General features: G+C 31.9%; 16 protein-coding genes. 7 read left to right on the top strand and 9 right to left on the bottom strand.

Going from position 1 to position 17057, the window contains the following annotated elements:
- The first annotated feature begins 22 nt into the window (after nt 1-22).
- A complete protein-coding gene (locus tag FH779_RS16285; protein WP_115002306.1) occupies nt 23-1063 on the top strand; it encodes a PorT family protein in 1041 nt (346 codons plus the stop codon).
- 154 nt (nt 1064-1217) lie between these two features.
- Nucleotides 1218-1667: a hypothetical protein gene (locus tag FH779_RS16280; protein ID WP_147280029.1), complete on the top strand. Its 450-nt coding sequence runs from the start codon at nt 1218-1220 to the stop codon at nt 1665-1667.
- A 34-nt stretch (nt 1668-1701) separates the two neighbouring features.
- Here FH779_RS16280 and FH779_RS16275 read toward each other — a convergent pair whose 3' ends face one another.
- From FH779_RS16275 to FH779_RS16260, 4 genes are read right to left on the bottom strand one after another with little or no spacing between them, the layout of a single operon-like run.
- Nucleotides 1702-1989 carry a hypothetical protein gene (locus tag FH779_RS16275; protein WP_125348911.1) on the bottom strand — a complete coding sequence of 96 codons (288 nt, stop codon included), beginning with the start codon at nt 1987-1989 and terminating at the stop codon, nt 1702-1704.
- Nucleotides 1990-2487, bottom strand: coding sequence for a YkgJ family cysteine cluster protein (locus FH779_RS16270; RefSeq protein WP_180905451.1), 498 nt, complete (start codon nt 2485-2487; stop codon nt 1990-1992).
- Complete coding sequence (locus tag FH779_RS16265) at nt 2469-2900, bottom strand: pyrimidine dimer DNA glycosylase/endonuclease V (RefSeq protein ID WP_180905450.1); 432 nt, start codon at nt 2898-2900, stop codon at nt 2469-2471. The genes FH779_RS16270 and FH779_RS16265 overlap by 19 nt, the downstream gene beginning before the upstream one ends.
- Nucleotides 2901-2908: 8 nt before the next feature.
- Nucleotides 2909-4264: a hydroxymethylglutaryl-CoA reductase gene (locus FH779_RS16260; protein WP_180905449.1), complete on the bottom strand. Its 1356-nt coding sequence runs from the start codon at nt 4262-4264 to the stop codon at nt 2909-2911.
- 177 nt (nt 4265-4441) lie between these two features.
- On the opposite strand from FH779_RS16260, the gene FH779_RS16255 reads away from it, so the two are divergent.
- The 4 genes from FH779_RS16255 to FH779_RS16240 all read left to right on the top strand — a co-directional run bounded on the left by FH779_RS16255 (nt 4442) and on the right by FH779_RS16240 (nt 10830).
- Nucleotides 4442-6601: a S9 family peptidase gene (locus FH779_RS16255; protein ID WP_180905448.1), complete on the top strand. Its 2160-nt coding sequence runs from the start codon at nt 4442-4444 to the stop codon at nt 6599-6601.
- A 171-nt stretch (nt 6602-6772) separates the two neighbouring features.
- Nucleotides 6773-8257, top strand: a complete 1485-nt coding sequence (locus FH779_RS16250) for a peptide MFS transporter (RefSeq protein ID WP_180905447.1) — start codon at nt 6773-6775, stop codon at nt 8255-8257.
- A gap of 29 nt (nt 8258-8286) precedes the next feature.
- Nucleotides 8287-10371, top strand: coding sequence for a peptide MFS transporter (locus tag FH779_RS16245; protein ID WP_180905446.1), 2085 nt, complete (start codon nt 8287-8289; stop codon nt 10369-10371).
- Nucleotides 10372-10386: 15 nt separating this feature from the next.
- Nucleotides 10387-10830, top strand: coding sequence for a thioredoxin family protein (locus FH779_RS16240; RefSeq protein WP_125348917.1), 444 nt, complete (start codon nt 10387-10389; stop codon nt 10828-10830).
- Here FH779_RS16240 and FH779_RS16235 read toward each other — a convergent pair.
- Complete coding sequence (locus FH779_RS16235) at nt 10820-12784, bottom strand: ComEC/Rec2 family competence protein (protein ID WP_180905445.1); 1965 nt, start codon at nt 12782-12784, stop codon at nt 10820-10822. The genes FH779_RS16240 and FH779_RS16235 overlap by 11 nt on opposite strands.
- A 77-nt stretch (nt 12785-12861) precedes the next feature.
- Between FH779_RS16235 and FH779_RS16230 the strand changes: the two genes are divergently transcribed.
- Nucleotides 12862-13299 carry a DUF2141 domain-containing protein gene (locus FH779_RS16230; RefSeq protein WP_244957980.1) on the top strand — a complete coding sequence of 146 codons (438 nt, stop codon included), beginning with the start codon at nt 12862-12864 and terminating at the stop codon, nt 13297-13299.
- A 15-nt stretch (nt 13300-13314) separates the two neighbouring features.
- Here FH779_RS16230 and FH779_RS16225 read toward each other — a convergent pair whose 3' ends face one another.
- The 4 genes from FH779_RS16225 to lpxB all read right to left on the bottom strand — a co-directional run bounded on the left by FH779_RS16225 (nt 13315) and on the right by lpxB (nt 17030).
- Nucleotides 13315-14673, bottom strand: a complete 1359-nt coding sequence (locus FH779_RS16225) for an outer membrane beta-barrel protein (RefSeq protein ID WP_180905444.1) — start codon at nt 14671-14673, stop codon at nt 13315-13317.
- Entirely contained in the window at nt 14660-15217 is a 558-nt protein-coding gene (locus FH779_RS16220; protein WP_038333274.1) for an RNA polymerase sigma factor, read from the bottom strand. The genes FH779_RS16225 and FH779_RS16220 overlap by 14 nt, the downstream gene beginning before the upstream one ends.
- A 13-nt stretch (nt 15218-15230) precedes the next feature.
- Nucleotides 15231-15671, bottom strand: a complete 441-nt coding sequence (locus tag FH779_RS16215) for a hypothetical protein (protein ID WP_180905443.1) — start codon at nt 15669-15671, stop codon at nt 15231-15233.
- Nucleotides 15672-15917: 246 nt separating this feature from the next.
- Complete coding sequence (gene lpxB, locus FH779_RS16210) at nt 15918-17030, bottom strand: lipid-A-disaccharide synthase (protein ID WP_180905442.1); 1113 nt, start codon at nt 17028-17030, stop codon at nt 15918-15920.
- Nucleotides 17031-17057 lie beyond the last annotated feature (27 nt).

Raw genomic sequence — 17057 nt, 5'->3', positions numbered from 1 at the left:
ATATCCCTAAATTAGCAAGATTATGATAAAAAAACTTATCGTAGCAGGATTATTATGCTTATCAGCTACATCACTATATGCTCAAAAATTTACATTTGATTTGAATGATAAAAATGAAGAAAAAATCAGTCCAATTGTAAAAGATCGCATCAGCGAATTTACGTTAGTGATTCGTCAAATTGTTCAGGAAGAAAAATCTGCAATGGAAAAGAAAATTGCGGCAGTTGACAAAGAATTAACAGAAGGAAAACTGAATGCTTCTGAGGCTACAGCGAAGAAAGAAGCGATTGCGAGCGTGTATTCGGGAACGATAAATGATCGTATTCAGGAGGTAAATTTCAATTTAGATGATATCATCAAACAACAAGTTGCATTTTCGATTATGAACGGCGAAGATCCAATTACGCCAAAAACGAAACAAGATGTGACGAAACGTTACCGAATTGCGAATCAAATTAATGGTTATGCTTCTTTTGGATACATGGCGTTTACAGGAAAAAAAGATGAGGAATTGAACAAACACGAGAAGTTTTCGAGCAACATTACAGTAGGTTTAATGTACGAAAGACAATTATCGTTAACAAGTCCTGTTAACTTTTTGGCAGGAGGATTATTTTCGTGGAGAACGTATCGCATCGACGATGATATGCGCTTTAATCGTGATGAAAATGGAAATGTTGGCTTGGTAAAAAGTGATAAATCGTTAGATAAATCGAAATTGCGTTCGGCCTATTTTATGGTTCCGGTTGGATTTAAATACAACTTTTCGAAAGTCAAAAATATTACCGATGATTTTGCATATCGTCCGCAAGGAAAACACTATATCGCAGCGTATATGTATGGAGGAACGTTGTTATCATCGAATAATATTTACAAAGGAGATGGTGTTCGCAACAAAGAACGTGGAAATTATAATGTGAATAATTTTATCTACGGAGCTGAAATAACAATTGGTTTAGGATTGATTGATGTTTTTGTAAGAAAAGATTTGAACAATTATTTTAAAGATAACACATTTGATAATCGTAAAATGATTCAGTTTGGCATAAATCTTGGATTATAACAATTATCTCAATCATAGTTTTAGTATTGAAATTTTATAACATAACATTTTTTTTAATATAATGAACCTCAGATTTATCTGAGGTTTCTTATTTGTAGAAAAATTTTCTAAACCTGTTCAAAAAAATTGTAAATTAGTACAAATCCAATGAGAGATGGTAAAATCTAAACTTAGTTGGCAAACACTTCTTCTCGTCATCATTTTTCTATTATTAATGATGGTTAACTTCACGTTTGTCAAAGCTTTTTGGTTTGGAGGAAATTTTTGGATAGACGAACCTTTTTTACGCATTGGCGTTTTCATGATTTCTTTACTTGCATCGATGTCTATTTTATACGATTTAACGTTTAATTTGACCTTATTTACGTTAAAAGAAGAAACGTTCGAAATCAGAACAATTTTCAAAAAAGATGAAATTCCATATCGAGCAATTTATTATTTGTACGAAGAAGAAGACATTTTTCGCTTGAATCGCAATCAAATTCTAACTATTCAAACCAAAAAATCAAAGTTCAGATTACGAAGTTTTTTTGATTCAAATTATGATCAAGTAAAAACTAAACTAACCGAAAAAGCAGAACAATACGTTAATTTATTAGCTTAATGATATTAAAAAAACGTCGCTCATAGACGACGTTTTAATTATTACTATTATTTTTTAAGTAAATCAAAATGTTTTGAATCAGCACTAAAATTGCAAGCGACGTAAAAAACATAAAGCCAACATAAATGGCAACTTGTTTGTCTTGACCAATTTTTATGAAGATAAAATAAGCCAAAAGCGTTCCCATGATTTGCATCAAAACGGCGCGCCAAGCAATTTTTTTTACAACAGTAGCATCTTTGGTTCTAAATCCAGCAATTCCTTGATAAATTGTCGGAAATATCAACATAATAAATGCGATTATTTTTAGAGGTGTTTCCATTTATACTTTTATTTCTTTCTGCATTTGTTCCACAACTTCGTAGGTTGCAGGACAAATTAGCGTGTTTTTTAGGGTAAGATGATTAATTTGATAAAACTTTTTGCGATCTGTATGCGGATATTCACGGCAAGCTTTTGGGCGATCTTCGTAAACCAAACAATAATTTTCACTATCCAAAAACGGACAAGGAACTTGCTGCAAAACGTAGTCGTTATCCTCATCAATTCGTAAATATTTATCAATAAATTGACTTGGTTTGATACGAAAAACATGCGCTAAACGCTCAATATCTTTTTGTGTAAAAAGCGGACCAGTTGTTTTGCAACAATTCGCACAAGAAAGACAATCGATGCGACTGAAAACATCTTCATGAATTTCTTCCATTTTTTGATCCAAGTTTTTAGGTGGTTTTTTCTTCAACTTCTCCAAAAACTTTTTGTGTTCGCGTTGTTTTTCTTTTGCTTTCGCAAAATATTCTTCTAAGAAATGATCTCCCATTTTTCTATTTCTCCTTCTTTTACTTCGAAAATCTCAGCGCAATCAACCATTTTGAGGTTTTCAACTTGTTTGAATCGCTCAGGATCTCTTTGTTCTAACTTCTTTAATAAATGGTTGAATTCATATTGCATTTGACCTATTGTGACGTCAATTTTAATCTTTTTGAAATCAAAATCAATTTTATTTCGGTCAAAGTTATAGCCTCGTCTTGTGGCTTCGTCCCAAACTTCTGCTAAATATTGATTAATCGCTTCAAGCGGTTTTTCGACAGCTTTGAAGCGAATTAATTGCGGATGATTTTTATAACCTTTTGTATTGCCTTCCAAAACATTTTTTGCCAAAAGCGTTTCGCGCCATAGTGCTACAATTCCTTTTGCATCGAGATATTTCGGATGAACAGACCAAATTCGCATTTGTTAGATTATTTATCTTTTTTGATGTCTTCTACATTTTCTACACCACGTAATCTGCAAAACTCTTCGATGACATTGTGATGAGAAACCGTTTTATCTTTAAAATAATTGACAAAATATTTCTTTTCTTCTTCTGTTGCTTCCAATTGATTCAAGATATTCATCAAGTGCATTTTCATGTGACCTTTCTGAATTCCAGTTGTAACCAAAGAACGCAACGCACCAAAGTTTTGCGCTAATCCAGCAACAGCAACAAACCCCATCAATTCTTTAGCATTTGGTTTTCCAAGAATTCCCATCGCTAATTTTACTAAAGGATGCAAAGCTGTCAATCCACCAATTGTTCCAAGAGCAGTTGGTAAATCAATCCAAAAACGGAAAATTCCATCTTTTACTTCGCAATGTGTTAATGAAGAATATTGACCATCTTTTGCGGCATATGTATGCGCACAAGCCTCTACAGCACGGAAATCGTTACCTGTTGCAATCACAACCGCATCAATTCCGTTCATAATTCCTTTGTTATGCGTTGTTGCGCGATAAGGCTCTATTTCTGCAATTCGAACCGCACGAGAAAACTTCTCGACAAATTCTTCTGAGGTTACATTCCCTTCTGCTAATTGCTCAACAGGACAAGAAACTTCTGCACGAACAATACAATCTGGCGTATAATTCGATAAAATACACATCACGATTTGAACTGAATCTTTTTCATCATCTGTAAAAGTAGAATCAGCTTCGATTTCGTTTCGTAATGTTTTGGCAAATTGCTCTAAACATGAATTGATGAAGTTTGCACCCATCGAATCCATTGTTTCGAAAGAAGCTTTTATTTGATAATAGTTTTCTAAATCAGCTGTTTTATCAATTAATTCCAAAGCCAAAATACCACCACCGCGCGCACGCATGTTTTTTGTGATATCATTTGTCGTTTTGATTAATTGATTTTTAATCGTCGTTTCAAATGCATTTTGCAACTTTTCTTTGTCACCTTCGTACATAAAATGCACGTGACCTAATTTTGTTGTTGATAAAATAGTTGTTTTGAAACCTCCACGTGTTTGCCAAAACTTGGCAGCTTTAGAAGCAGCAGCAACAACAGAAGACTCTTCAACCGCCATTGGAATAGCGTATAATTCGTCGTTGATTAAAAAGTTTGGCGCTAAACCAAACGGCATATAGAAATTAGAAACTGTATTTTCTGAAAATTCGTCGTGCAGTTTTTGTAAATCTGCATCATCATTCCAATATTGTTTCAATACTTTGATGGCAGATTCATCACCATTCAAATATTCATTGACAACCCATTCAATTTTTCCTTCTTTCGATAATTTCGAAAAACCTTCTACTACTTGATGCTTCATATTGGATACTTTTTTATAAGACAAAATTACAAACGTTTTGATTGATAGAATGTATAAAAATACTTAAAACTTTTTGTACATCTTCTATTTATGTTCATTATTCGGTTGAAAGGGGTTTTCTAAAAAATATAATTGTTTATATTTGATTGTTTGAACTCACATGATTAGAAAATTAATATGAAAAAATTTATTTTAAGTTTGGCTATCCTTGCGATGGGCGCTTATTCTTATGCACAACAAATAACCATTGAAGGGATATATGGCGGAAAATACCGCGAAAATTCTTTGTACGGTGTGAACTCATTGAACGATGGAGAAAATTATACTATTCTGACAAAAGACGGATTGGTAAAACGTTCGTATGAATCGACATTGAAAAAAGGTCAGACTTCTGATGTAGTTGTCGTTCCTGGAAAGTTTGAAGGTTATGAATTTAGTTCTGATGAGCGTTACGTTTTATTGCAAACTAATTCGCACCAAATTTATCGCCATTCGTTTACAGCAAAGTTTGAAGTGTATGATACACAAACAAAATCGAAAGTATTGTTATTTGATGGAAAAGGAATTCAAGAGCCTTTGTTTTCGCCAGATGCTTCTAAGGTAGCTTTTGCTTTTGAGAATAATTTATACATTCAAGACTTAAAATCGAACAAGGTAATTCAAGTTACAACGGATGGTAAAAAGAATAATATTATCAACGGGATCAACGATTGGGTTTATGAAGAAGAGTTTGGTTTCGTAAGAAATTTTGATTGGAATGCTGATGGAACGTCTTTGGCTTATGTTCGTTTTGACGAATCGAAAGTCAAAGAAATTAATATTCCGATTTACCACAATAATCTTTATCCACAAGAATTACGTTACAAATATCCAAAAGCAGGACAAGACAATTCGGAAGTTTCGTTACATGTTTTTGATACGAAGAATAACTCAACTGCAAATGTTAATTTAGGCGGAGTTCAGAATTATTACATTCCGAAAATTAAGTTCTCTACAAAAGCGAATTTATTAACGGTTGTAACGTCTAACCGTCATCAAAATAATGTAGATGTTTCGTTTTATGATATCAACACGAAAAAAGTAAATAAATTATTTACTGAAACAAATAAAGCGTGGATAGAAACGGATAATTTAACATTAGAATTTTTAGCAGATAATTCGTTCTTATGGACTTCTGAGCGCGATGGAAATAACCATATTTACCATTATGCAGATAGCGGAAAGCTAATTAACCAAGTGACGAAAGGAGATTGGGAGGTAACGAATTACTATGGGTATAATCCTGGTAATAAAACACTTTATTATCAATCAAACTCAAATAATGGAAAACGTATTTCGACAGAAAGACAAATTTCTTCGGTTAGTTTAGATGGTAAGAAAACAACAATGTTGACGAAAAATAATGGAACAAATTCGGCTGCTTTCAGTAAGAATTTTACGTATTTTATTAACACTTTTTCGAATACAACAACTCCAAAAACAATTAGTTTAGTAGAATCTAAATCTGGAAAAGATTTGGGTGTTATCGTTGACAATACTTCTTTAAAAGATAAATTGACTACAGATAATATTGGAACAAAAGAATTATTTGTGTTGAAAACTGCAGCAGGAAATGAATTGAATGCGTATGTAATCAAACCAAAAAACTTTGATCCAAACAAAAAATACCCAGTTTTGATGTATCAATATTCTGGACCAGGTTCTCAGAATGTAAACAATGCTTATTTCAACTCGAATGATTATTGGCACATGATGTTGGCGCAAGAAGGTTACATCGTTTTTTGTGTTGACGGTCGTGGAACGGGATACAAAGGAGAAGCTTTCAAGAAACAAACATATTTACAATTAGGAAAATATGAGGTAGAAGATCAAATTGCTGCGGCAAAAGAGATTGGTAACTTACCTTATGTGGACAAATCTCGTATCGGAATTTGGGGTTGGTCTTACGGAGGATTCATGGCTTCGAATGTATTATTCAAAGGGAATGATGTGTTCAAAGCGGCAATTGCTGTTGCTCCTGTAACAAACTGGCGTTATTATGATTCTGTTTATACAGAACGTTTTATGCGTACACCAGAAGAAAATGCAGCTGGTTATGATGACAATTCACCAATTAATTATGCAAACGAGTTGAAAGGTAATTTCTTATTAATTTCTGGTTCTGCTGATGATAATGTACATCCACAAAACACATTCGAATTATCGGAAGCGTTGGTACAAGCGAACAAAGATTTTGATATGGCAATTTATACCGATAAAGATCACGGGATTTATGGTGGAAACACGCGTATTCAGCTTTACCGTAAAATGACAAACTTTATCAAGAAGAATTTGTAAGAAAAAAGCTGTATTTATTAGAATACGCCAATGAATAAGATGAAACATTATTCAAATTGACAAAAATCATACATTAAACAAAAAAAACCTCTGCATTGTCGGAGGTTTTTTTTATTTTCGTTGATTGCTAATAAAATCTAAATGATATATTAGCGCTTAGTTAAAGAAATTATGAGTCAAAAATTAACTTTAGAGCAAATTCAAAACTTTGAAGGGAAATACCCAAAACAGCTTTGGCATTTGTTTATGGTAGAAATGTGGGAGCGTTTCTGCTTCTATGGAATGAGAGGAGTTCTTGCCATTTTTATGGTAGATATGTTGGGATTAACGGATGCAGAATCAAATTTAAAATATGGAGCAATCCAAGCTTTTGTTTACGCATTTACTTTTATCGGAGGTATTTTTGCAGATAGAATCTTAGGGTTCAAAAAATCATTAGTCTTCGGAGGGTTGGTAATGGTTGCAGGAAACTTATTAATTGCAACAGATCCTCATCAATTTTTCTATTACGGAATTACATTAAGTATTATTGGAACAGGTTTTTTCAAACCAAATATTTCTTCGATGGTTGGAGAACTGTACAAAGCAGATGATCCAAGACGTGATGCCGGATTCGGTTTATTTTATTCAGGGATTAACATAGGTGCATTTTTAGGAGGTATAGTTTGTGTTTATTTAGGTAAACAAGTTGGTTGGAATTATGCTTTCTTAGCAGCTGGTATCGTAATGATAATTGGAGTTGTTTTATTCTTATTTATCCGTAACGAGTTAGGGCCAATCGGAGATTCTCCATTAGAAAAGATGGATCCTAAGAAAAGATTAATTAGAGAAGTCGCAGTATATGTAGGAGCATTGGTTTGTATTCCTTTAATTTTTATCATGATTCATAATACAGCATACACAGATATGTTTATGTTTACTGTAGGACCATTGGCTATTATTTATTATTTAATTCAATTATATAAAATACCAAGTTCTAAAGAAAAAAGTAAGTTTATTGCTGCTTTTATCATGATTACGTTCTCTATTTTATTCTTTGCAATTTTTGAGCAAGCTGGAGGTTCTTTGGCATTGTTTGCAAACAAAAACTTACATTCAACTTTATTTAGCGTTCCATTAGATCCAAACATTGTAAATAATAGTGCAAACTCATTGTATGTTATTATTTTCTCACCTTTATTGGGATTAGTTTGGTTATGGATGGCGAAAAAGAAAATTGAGCCAAACACAGTTGTAAAATTTGGTTTAGCTTTCTTGATGTTAGCAGGGGCTTATTATATCTTCTATTCATTAAAATTCTTTGCTGACGAAAATGGATTATCATCATTAGAAATATTTGCATTAGCATATTTTGCAGTTACAATTGCAGAGTTGTGTTTATCACCAATTGGATTATCTATGGTAACAAAATTATCTCCAAAACACTTAGGAGGAATGATGATGGGATTATGGTTCTTAGCATCTGCTTACGGGCAATATTTAGCAGGTATTTTAGGAGCTGGAATGTCAGATCCTAGTCCAACAGCATCTTTAACAGATAAATTAATGGCTTACACAGATGGTTATCAACAATTGGCAATTTACTCTTTAGTTGCAGGTGTTATTGTCATCGTATTGTCTCCATTTATTCGCAAATTAATGCAAGACGTAAAATAACTTTTAAGATATACTTTTAACAAACAAACATGAGTTCAAAATCGGAAAATTTCTTTGATTCAAAAGTACTAGGACATCCGTCGGGATTGTTCGTGCTTTTCTTTACAGAGATGTGGGAGCGTTTTTCATTCTACGGAATGCGCGTTTTATTAATTCAGTTTTTAACAGCTGCAGTTATTGGGTTAAATCCAGGTTGGGAATGGTCTATAGAAAAAGCAACCGCTTTATATGGAACATACGCAATGTTACTTTACATTACGCCCATCTTTGGAGGGATTATTGCCGATAAATACATAGGTTATCGTTGGGCAGTTGTAATTGGTGCGATTATTATGACTCTTGGTCATGCATTTATGGCTTTTGATACACCTATCTTTTTATATTTAGGATTGGCGTGTTTGGTTATCGGAACAGGATTCTTTAAACCAAATATGACATCTATCTTATCAGAAATGTACAAAGACTTTCCTGAGAAAAAGGATGGTGCTTATACAATTTTCTACATGGGAGTTAACGCTGGTGCATTCTTCGGAATGATGTTGTGTGGATTCTTAGCAGAAAAAGTTGGATGGCACTGGGGATTCGGTTTAGCTGGAATCTTCATGTTATTGGGTACATTACAGTTCTGGTTAGCAAAACCATTATTTGGGCATATCGGTGAAGTTCCTTCAAAAACAGGAAATCAAATTACTGCTGATGATGATACACCAAAATATGAGCCAGGAGAAAAACCAAATCCTTTTACAGTTTTAGATCAAATCTTAATCGTTATTATGACGCTTTTAGGATTAGGCTATGCGTTCAATGATCCGTTAAATGCAATTGGTGGAATTAACTTATTCCCATTCTCTATCGGAGGTTTATCAGGACAAAATGTCGTTATTTTAGTAGCATTATTCTTGTTCTTCTTTGTGGTAATTCGTCGTTTGGCAAATTATACAAAAGTGGTTCGTGATCGTATGATTGCGGTAATTATTTTTGCTTTCTTCGTTATCTTCTTCTGGATGTCTTTCGAACAAGGAGCTACATCATTAGTAATCTTTGCGCGTGATAATACAGAACGTAACTTAATTGGAGGTGCTGCAATGGCATTCAACGTTTTCAATACATTATTAACAGTTGTTCCATTATTGTTCATCTCGTATGTATTGATTTTATTAGCAAAACAAACATTTAAAAAAGCGGCTTTATCTAATGTTGTTTTAGCGTTTACTTTCTTAGGAATTTGGGCTGCTGCAATTTGGATGTTAAACTATAACTGGACTTCTCACTCTTACGATGTTTCTTACCAAGCAATTGAAACGGCTAAATTAGACGACTCTGGTAAACAAGTGATGAACGAAGAAGGTCAACCTGTTTTTGATAAAACACCAGTTACGGCTTCTTATGTTGCAAATTCTACAGATAAAATTGTTACTGAAACAATTAATTTAGCTTCTCAAGACGCTTTAACAAAAGGTTCAGATATTAGCATTCACAAAGAAGGAGATAAATTTGTATTAGTTTCTCCAGAAAGTTTAGTGAAATTAGATACTGAATATAAAAATCAAAACAAACCATCTGAAGTTGTTCCTGCGAAAGTAGCAGAGATTAAAGATTCTCAAGTAGAAATTACCGTTTCTTGGTTCTCTACATTAAACTCTTTCTTCATCATTGCATTAGCTTCATTAGTTTCTCGTGTTTGGGATTCTAAATACAACCCATCAGCTTCTGTAAAATATGGTTTAGGATTAATCATTATGGCAATCGGATTCGGATTCTTAGCTTTCGGTTCTTACGGAATTTCAGAAGGCGTTCGCGTTTCTATCATCTGGTTAGTATTAGCTTATTTGTTCCATACATTGGGCGAGCTCTGTTTATCTCCAGTTGGACTTTCGTACGTATCAAAATTAGTTCCAGCACGTATGATTGCATTTATGTTCGGAATGTGGTACCTTGCAATTGCAATTGGTAACAAATTGGCAGCCATTTTAGGAGGTCAAATCGAAAATATTACAAAAGAATATTCGTTATCAACTTTCTTCTTAATTTTTACAATTGTACCAATTGTAGCAGGTTTAATCGTTATCGCATTAAATCCAGTTATGAAGAAATTGATGCACGGAGTTAAATAATAAAGATTGAAATTTATGAAATCAAGCTTAGCAATCGCTGCCCTAATTTTATCATCATTTCTTTTCGGACAAGAAATTAAATGGTTATCATTAGACGAAGCAACAAAGGAAATAAAAGCACATCCAGAAAAACCTGTATTGATTAATTTTTATACAACTTGGTGTGGATTCTGTAAGCGTTTGGACAAAGAAACTTTTACAGATAATAAAGTCGCAGATTATGTAAACAAAAATTATATTGCGGTAAAATTTGATGCAGAAACAAAGGATATGGTAAAATTTATGGGAATTCAGTATACATATATTGCGCCTGCTAAAGCGAATTATATGGCATATGCCTTTACAAACGGACAATTGAGTTATCCTGCAACTGTTTTGATGAACGGAAAAGGAGATATCAACAAAGTCGTTTTGGGTTATCGTAGTTCAACAGATTTCATAAACGATATCAAAATTTAATCGAGAAATAACCTTGTTGAGAGGTTTTCCATAAAACAGAATCAGAAGTTTCTTCAAGTTCTCTAACAATAGAAGGGTAGTTGCTGGCATCGGCAATTACCCTTTTTAATTTGTTATTATTTTCGAAAGGATAAAGCTTTGATTGATGAATTAACACATAGAAAGGAAGCGCTGAATCTTCTTCATTTAATAGGAGTTTAAATGACTTCGTTTCGATAGAATTTGGATGTTTGATAAAATGTTGATGTTTAAAGTCTGAATCATAAGAGTAGAAACTAACATCTTTAATTCGTTCGTGAATTTTATAAGGTTTAATCTTAAAATTATATGTTTTTTCATCCAAAGGATTTTCGCTTAAAATTGCTAAACTTCGTTGATTTCTTATTCCGATAATACTATTTTTATATTGATTAAAAACGATCAATTCATTCGAATGATTGAGTTGATAAACTTGATAATATCTTTCAAATTCAATTAGGAATAAAGAAATTAGACAAACAAATAATGCTAGTTTAGATTTTTTCAAGAATAATGGTTTCGACGCATATAAAATAACGCCAATCAAAATTGCGGTAAATAAACTGATGTAAACATCTTTTGCAATAAACTTGAAATTCGCTAACCAATAAATATATTGATTTGAATAATAGATAAAATGATTGAAAATCCACGTATAAATTGGAATATTAAGATCAAAAATGATGAGAAGAATACTAATTATACCACCACAAATCATCAAAAAAGAAGCAGGGATCAAGACTAAATTTCCAAATAAAAATAAACCCGAAAATTGATTAAAATACAAGACCGAAATTGGTAAAGTTCCTAGTTGTGCAGATAAACTTGTTTCAATCATAATCTTAATTTTCTTCAAGAAACTATTTTTAACCTTCCAATAATGCTCGAAAATTGGATTGAGCCAAACAATGAAAAAGACTGCTGAAAAACTCAATTGAAAACCAACATCAAACAAATAATTTGGTTGAAAAACTAGAATAATAAAGGCGGAAAGTGAAAGTGTATGAAAAATATTTTTCGGTCGATTGAGTAATTCGCTAATGTAATAAATGGTAATCATCAATGCAGAACGAAAAACTGGCGGTTCTAATTCGACATAAAATGCAAAAACCCAGATAAATATTAAGCTAATAATTATTCTAATTTTCCGACCATTTTTTAGCTTAATTAATGGTTGCAAAACGAATTGTAAAATCATGTAAATCATCATCACATGCAAACCAGAAATAGATAAAATATGTACAACTCCGGTCGCCACATAACTTTGATTAAGTTCTTGCGAAAGCTCGGTTCTATCACCCAAAAGCATAGACGAAATTATCGCTCTGCTTTCGAGTGAATAACCTTGTTCTGTTAGCTTTTCTCGAATCTTGACTTTAGATTTTGCAACCCAATTCCGAAAACCGTTTCCTTCTTTGTGAATAGAAATAATTTCATCTGTAAAGATTTGAGAATAAATTCTTTTTCTATTTAAAAAATGCTTATAATCAAATTGATATGGATTCAATGGTTCTTGAATTTCCCTTTTTTCTCCGAAAATGATGATTTCATCATTGGGATATAAAATTTGTTGTTGAGGTTTGATATGAAGTAAAATTTGCTCATTCGTTTCGATATCTTTTACAACATAATTGGTGTATTTTTCGGTTGAATTAGAACTATAAACGACTTTTAGCAAATGAATTTTCGAAACAGATTCGAAGTCAATTTTTGTATGGCGATTATAATTTTGATGAATATAGTAGCCTAAAATCATCGAAATGCCCAAAAAAGCGATGATATTTTGACGATTATTATTTTTTAACAAAGAGATAAAAAGTAGAATAATTAGTAAAAAAAATATAATTCGTAAATTTGTAGCAGGAATTAATAATTCAGATAAAATTATTCCGATTGAGAAACAAATTGTTAGGGTAAAAAAGAGATACTTTTTCATCCTAATAATTTATGATTTTATTTACAAATAGTAGGTTTTAATTATTTGTAAATGAATTAATTAAAAAAAATAGAGAAATGAAGAAGATTCTTATATTAGTTGTGTTGTTTTTTACGCAAATGGCAATGGCTCAAATCGATGTAAAACTATCAATCACAAACCTTAAGAAAATGAAAGGAAATTTGGCGATAGAGTTTTATAGAAATGTAGAAAATTATACAAAAGGTCAAAATGCATTCAAGAAATTGTACGTTCCAGTTGCTGATATAGACAAGTATGAAACGGTTTTTAAAGATATTGAACCAACATTTTATGCGGTAAAAGTTTTTTTGGATACGAACAATAACAAAAAGTTAGACAAAAGTTTTTTAGGCGTTCGTAAAGAACCTTATGGTTTTTCGAAAAACTTGGATCCTATTTTGCGCGAACCAACTTTTGAGGAAGCTAAAGTAGAAATGACCGAAGAAAATAACACAATTGTCATCAAATTAAACAATAACAAAGGCGAAGAATAATCTTCGTCTTTTTTGTTAAAATTTAATTGAAAAACCTAAATTCAATCCTAATAAAGATGGGTTTTTAGCATCAACATTTTTCAATGGATTTAGCATATATCTATAGTTTGGTTCAAGATTAATGCTCGATTTATTCGATAAATTATACTCCAATTTAACACCTGCATTCGCGCTATAACTCATATCATTCAAGTTGCTCGCTTCACCCAATTTATATTGAGATCTTGTGTTAACATCTTCCAAAGAAATTGTGTTTTTTGTGACCACATAATAACTTCCACCAGCAGTTGCTAAAAGATTGAATTTATCAAAACTTGCTAATTTGTATTCAACTTCTAACGGAATCTCGATATAATGCACTTTTTGCTCCATATTATTTGTTTCAGAAGACAACATTGTCATTACAGCATTTTGGTATGATTGGTGGGGAATAACTCTAATATTACTATGATAAGTAATGTTGTTGGCAGTTTTCGGATTGCTTGCAGAAAGCGCATAAACACCCATGTTGATGCCCGAATTAATATTTGTTGTATTTTGTTCTAACTCAACTTTCGCAACTCCAGAACGAACATTTATCTTATCATTTATACGTACAGAAATCTTTGCACCGTATGCAACAGTCAAATTATTTTTGATAGTATGATCGTTAAATTCATCCGCTAAAATAGATTTAGAATCTAACATTTTTGTTGGATTGATGTACGAAGAAACCGTCAAAAGTGGAGATTTCTGTTTGATTTCTATTTTCTCTTTTTCCTTCTTTTTTTCTTCTTCTTGAAGAACAAATTCTAATGGTTTTTCCTCTAAAATGTTAGGTTTAACTTCTTTCTCAGAAACTTCATTTTTTGGAGTATTTATAGAATTATTTTGTACAAAATTATCTTTTTGAGTTGAATTCGTTTGAGATAATTCTTGTGTTTTATCTTCTTTTTTATCCGGAATTATATTCGAAAATAAAGATGATTCTCCAATTATATTTTCAAAATACGAATTTGAGTGTTGAGTTGTTTTTTGATTTGATTCAGTCGAATTTTTTACAGAAGAAACAATCTTTTTATCAGAAGACCTTTCATTTGTATGTTCAATATTATTCCAATCTTTTTTGATAGATTCTTTAGAAGTCGATTTCGTTTTTACAACTTCATTAGTCGGAGTATGATTAACGTTAACCGCATCATTTTGATTAAAATAATAAATAGAAATTCCCGTAACTAAACACGCTGCTGTAGAACCAATCCAATAAAATAAAGGAATGATGCGTTTTTTCTTTTCTTTCTCGTCTAATTTCTCTTGAATATTTTTCCAAGCATCCAAAGGAGGAAGTTGTGGTTGCGAGAGTTTATCTTTAATATGTTGATCAAATTTGTTCATCTTCTGTGACAGTTTTTAATTGATTGAGTTTTTGTTTTAATAAATTTCGTGCTCTTGATAAGTTTGATTTTGAAGTTCCAACCGAAATGGTCAGCATTTCTGCAATTTCTTGGTGCGAATATTCTTCAAAAACGTAGAGGTTAAAAACTTGCCTATATTGTGGTGGAAGATTATGAACGGCTTCTAACAACTGTTGATAATCAAAATCTTCTTCAACTTCGTCGTCATCTTCCTGTGTGATAATGAGATTTTCGAAATCTTCAAAAGGTAAATTATTCTTCTTTTTTAGTTTTTCTAAATTAAGATTTACCATTATCCGTTTCATCCAACCTTCAAAAGATCCTTCGAATTTGAATTGATTTATTTTATTGAAGATATGAATAAAACCCTCTTGAAAAATATCTTGCGCATCTTCATAATTTTCGGCATAACGAAGACAGATCGAGAACAAAACAGGTGAAAACTCAACATAAATTTCTTCTTGAGCTTTTCTATTTTGTTCTTGACATTGCTTGATTAAAATTTCAAGAGAGTCACTATTCAAAACTTATTGGACTTTATTTTTCTTTGATATTTAACACAATTGAGTCATAAATTGGTTCAGTTGAATTTGGTTTATTTCCCGTCCAAAATCTTAATGTGTACTCACCAGCTTCTTTAGGTGTAAACTTCAAAGTTTTTGTTTCGTACGAAGTATTTTGCGTGCAGTTTCCATTACTTTGACTTGCATAAACACCAATGTTGTGTTTAAAAGTTGTACTTCCTTGTAAAGAGCTAAATTGAATAAAATTTTGACAAGAATTTGTTTTTTCGTACGTTACTCGAATATTTGTAGTTTTTCCTACTGGCTGAATAGAGTCTTCATGAACATTAATTGCCGTTGTTGCTAAAAAACCATAATTCATATAATCTGAGTCATCATTATTTAAACAACTAAATGTTGATAAACCTAAAATACCTACCAAAGCAAACATGCTTAATCTTTTCATTAATTTCATTGTATGAGTTTTAATCGTTATAAAAATAAGATATAGATTTTAGAAAAGGTTGCGTGAAAGAATAAGAAATTAATATATAGAATAAGAAAACCCCTTGAAAATCAAGAGGATTACTTTGTTAGAATAGGTGTAAACTTTAATTAAGTCAATCCTGAAACATTTTAATAATTAGATCTGAATGACATCTATAGCTTACAAGATTAAAAAAACAATAAAAGGTTGCGTCAAACTTTTACTTTTTTTTAATTATTTTTTTAAGTCCTCAGTAATTAGTGAAGCGGTTCTTTCTGAAGCGCCAATTCCACCAAGTTTATGATACAATTCTTCGTAGCTTTTCATGATTTTTTCACGTTTAGGAGAATTTAAAATTAAATCTAATTCTCGTTTGATATTTTCGTAAGTTAAATCATATTGAATTAACTCTTTCACTACTTCTTCGTCCATAATCAAGTTTACCAACGAAATAAAACGAATGTTTTTTACAACACGTTTTCCGATTTCGTACGAAATAGCATTTCCTTTGTAACAAACAACTTCTGGAACTTTCAGTAAAGCAGTTTCTAATGTTGCTGTTCCTGATGTAACCAAGGCTGCATGAGAAACTCGTAATAAATCATAGGTTCTATTCTCAACAATTTTCAAGTTGTTGCCTGCAATTTTTTTATAATTTTCGATTGGTTGAGATGGTGCACCAGCCACAACAAATTGATAATCGGGAAAATCTTTTTCCACTGAAAGCATCAAAGGTAATTTGACTTTAATTTCTTGAGTTCGGCTTCCAGGAAGTAAAGCAATAATTGGTCTTTCGTCTAAATTATGATCTTTTCTAAATTGTTGTTCATCAATTGGCGGAAGATTATTCAACGAATCTAATAATGGATTTCCAACAAAATTTACTTTGTAATCGTAACGTTGATAAAATTCTTCTTCGAACGGAAGAATCACAAACATTTTGTCGACAACTTTTTTGATTTTATGAACTCGACCAGTTTTCCAAGCCCAAATTTGTGGCGAAATATAATAGTAAACTTTAATTCCAAGACTTTTTACAAATTCAGCAATTCTGAGATTAAAACCAGGATAATCAACTAAAATAACTGCATCTGGCTGATAAGTTTCGATGTCTTTTTTAGCAACCGAAATATTTCCTAAAATCGTTCTCAAATTCATTACAACTTCAGCAAAACCCATAAACGCCAAATCTCTGTAATGTTTGACTAAAGTTCCGCCTTGCGTTTGCATCAAATCTCCTCCCCAAAATCTGAATTTAGCTTGTGGATCTTTTAATTTTAATTCTTTCATTAAGTTCGATGCGTGCAAATCGCCCGAAGCTTCACCTGCAATGATATAGTATTTCAATGGAAATCATTTTTCTTCTTACAAAGA

The organism is Empedobacter falsenii, assembly GCF_013488205.1.
Taxonomy (GTDB): domain Bacteria; phylum Bacteroidota; class Bacteroidia; order Flavobacteriales; family Weeksellaceae; genus Empedobacter; species Empedobacter falsenii_C.
This window is presented reverse-complemented; position numbering and strand designations above follow the sequence as displayed.

Excerpts from the sequence above, each read along its gene's own strand:
- FH779_RS16215 (WP_180905443.1), bottom strand. The coding sequence starts at position 15,671 with ATGAAATTAATGAAAAGATTAAGCATGTTTGCTTTGGTAGGTATTTTA.
- FH779_RS16280 (WP_147280029.1), top strand. The coding sequence starts at position 1,218 with ATGGTAAAATCTAAACTTAGTTGGCAAACACTTCTTCTCGTCATCATT.
- FH779_RS16265 (WP_180905450.1), bottom strand. The coding sequence starts at position 2,900 with ATGCGAATTTGGTCTGTTCATCCGAAATATCTCGATGCAAAAGGAATT.
- FH779_RS16285 (WP_115002306.1), top strand. The coding sequence starts at position 23 with ATGATAAAAAAACTTATCGTAGCAGGATTATTATGCTTATCAGCTACA.
- FH779_RS16230 (WP_244957980.1), top strand. The coding sequence starts at position 12,862 with ATGAAGAAGATTCTTATATTAGTTGTGTTGTTTTTTACGCAAATGGCA.
- FH779_RS16275 (WP_125348911.1), bottom strand. The coding sequence starts at position 1,989 with ATGGAAACACCTCTAAAAATAATCGCATTTATTATGTTGATATTTCCG.
- FH779_RS16225 (WP_180905444.1), bottom strand. The coding sequence starts at position 14,673 with ATGAACAAATTTGATCAACATATTAAAGATAAACTCTCGCAACCACAA.
- FH779_RS16245 (WP_180905446.1), top strand. The coding sequence starts at position 8,287 with ATGAGTTCAAAATCGGAAAATTTCTTTGATTCAAAAGTACTAGGACAT.
- FH779_RS16235 (WP_180905445.1), bottom strand. The coding sequence starts at position 12,784 with ATGAAAAAGTATCTCTTTTTTACCCTAACAATTTGTTTCTCAATCGGA.
- FH779_RS16250 (WP_180905447.1), top strand. The coding sequence starts at position 6,773 with ATGAGTCAAAAATTAACTTTAGAGCAAATTCAAAACTTTGAAGGGAAA.
- FH779_RS16255 (WP_180905448.1), top strand. The coding sequence starts at position 4,442 with ATGAAAAAATTTATTTTAAGTTTGGCTATCCTTGCGATGGGCGCTTAT.
- FH779_RS16240 (WP_125348917.1), top strand. The coding sequence starts at position 10,387 with ATGAAATCAAGCTTAGCAATCGCTGCCCTAATTTTATCATCATTTCTT.
- FH779_RS16270 (WP_180905451.1), bottom strand. The coding sequence starts at position 2,487 with ATGGGAGATCATTTCTTAGAAGAATATTTTGCGAAAGCAAAAGAAAAA.
- FH779_RS16260 (WP_180905449.1), bottom strand. The coding sequence starts at position 4,264 with ATGAAGCATCAAGTAGTAGAAGGTTTTTCGAAATTATCGAAAGAAGGA.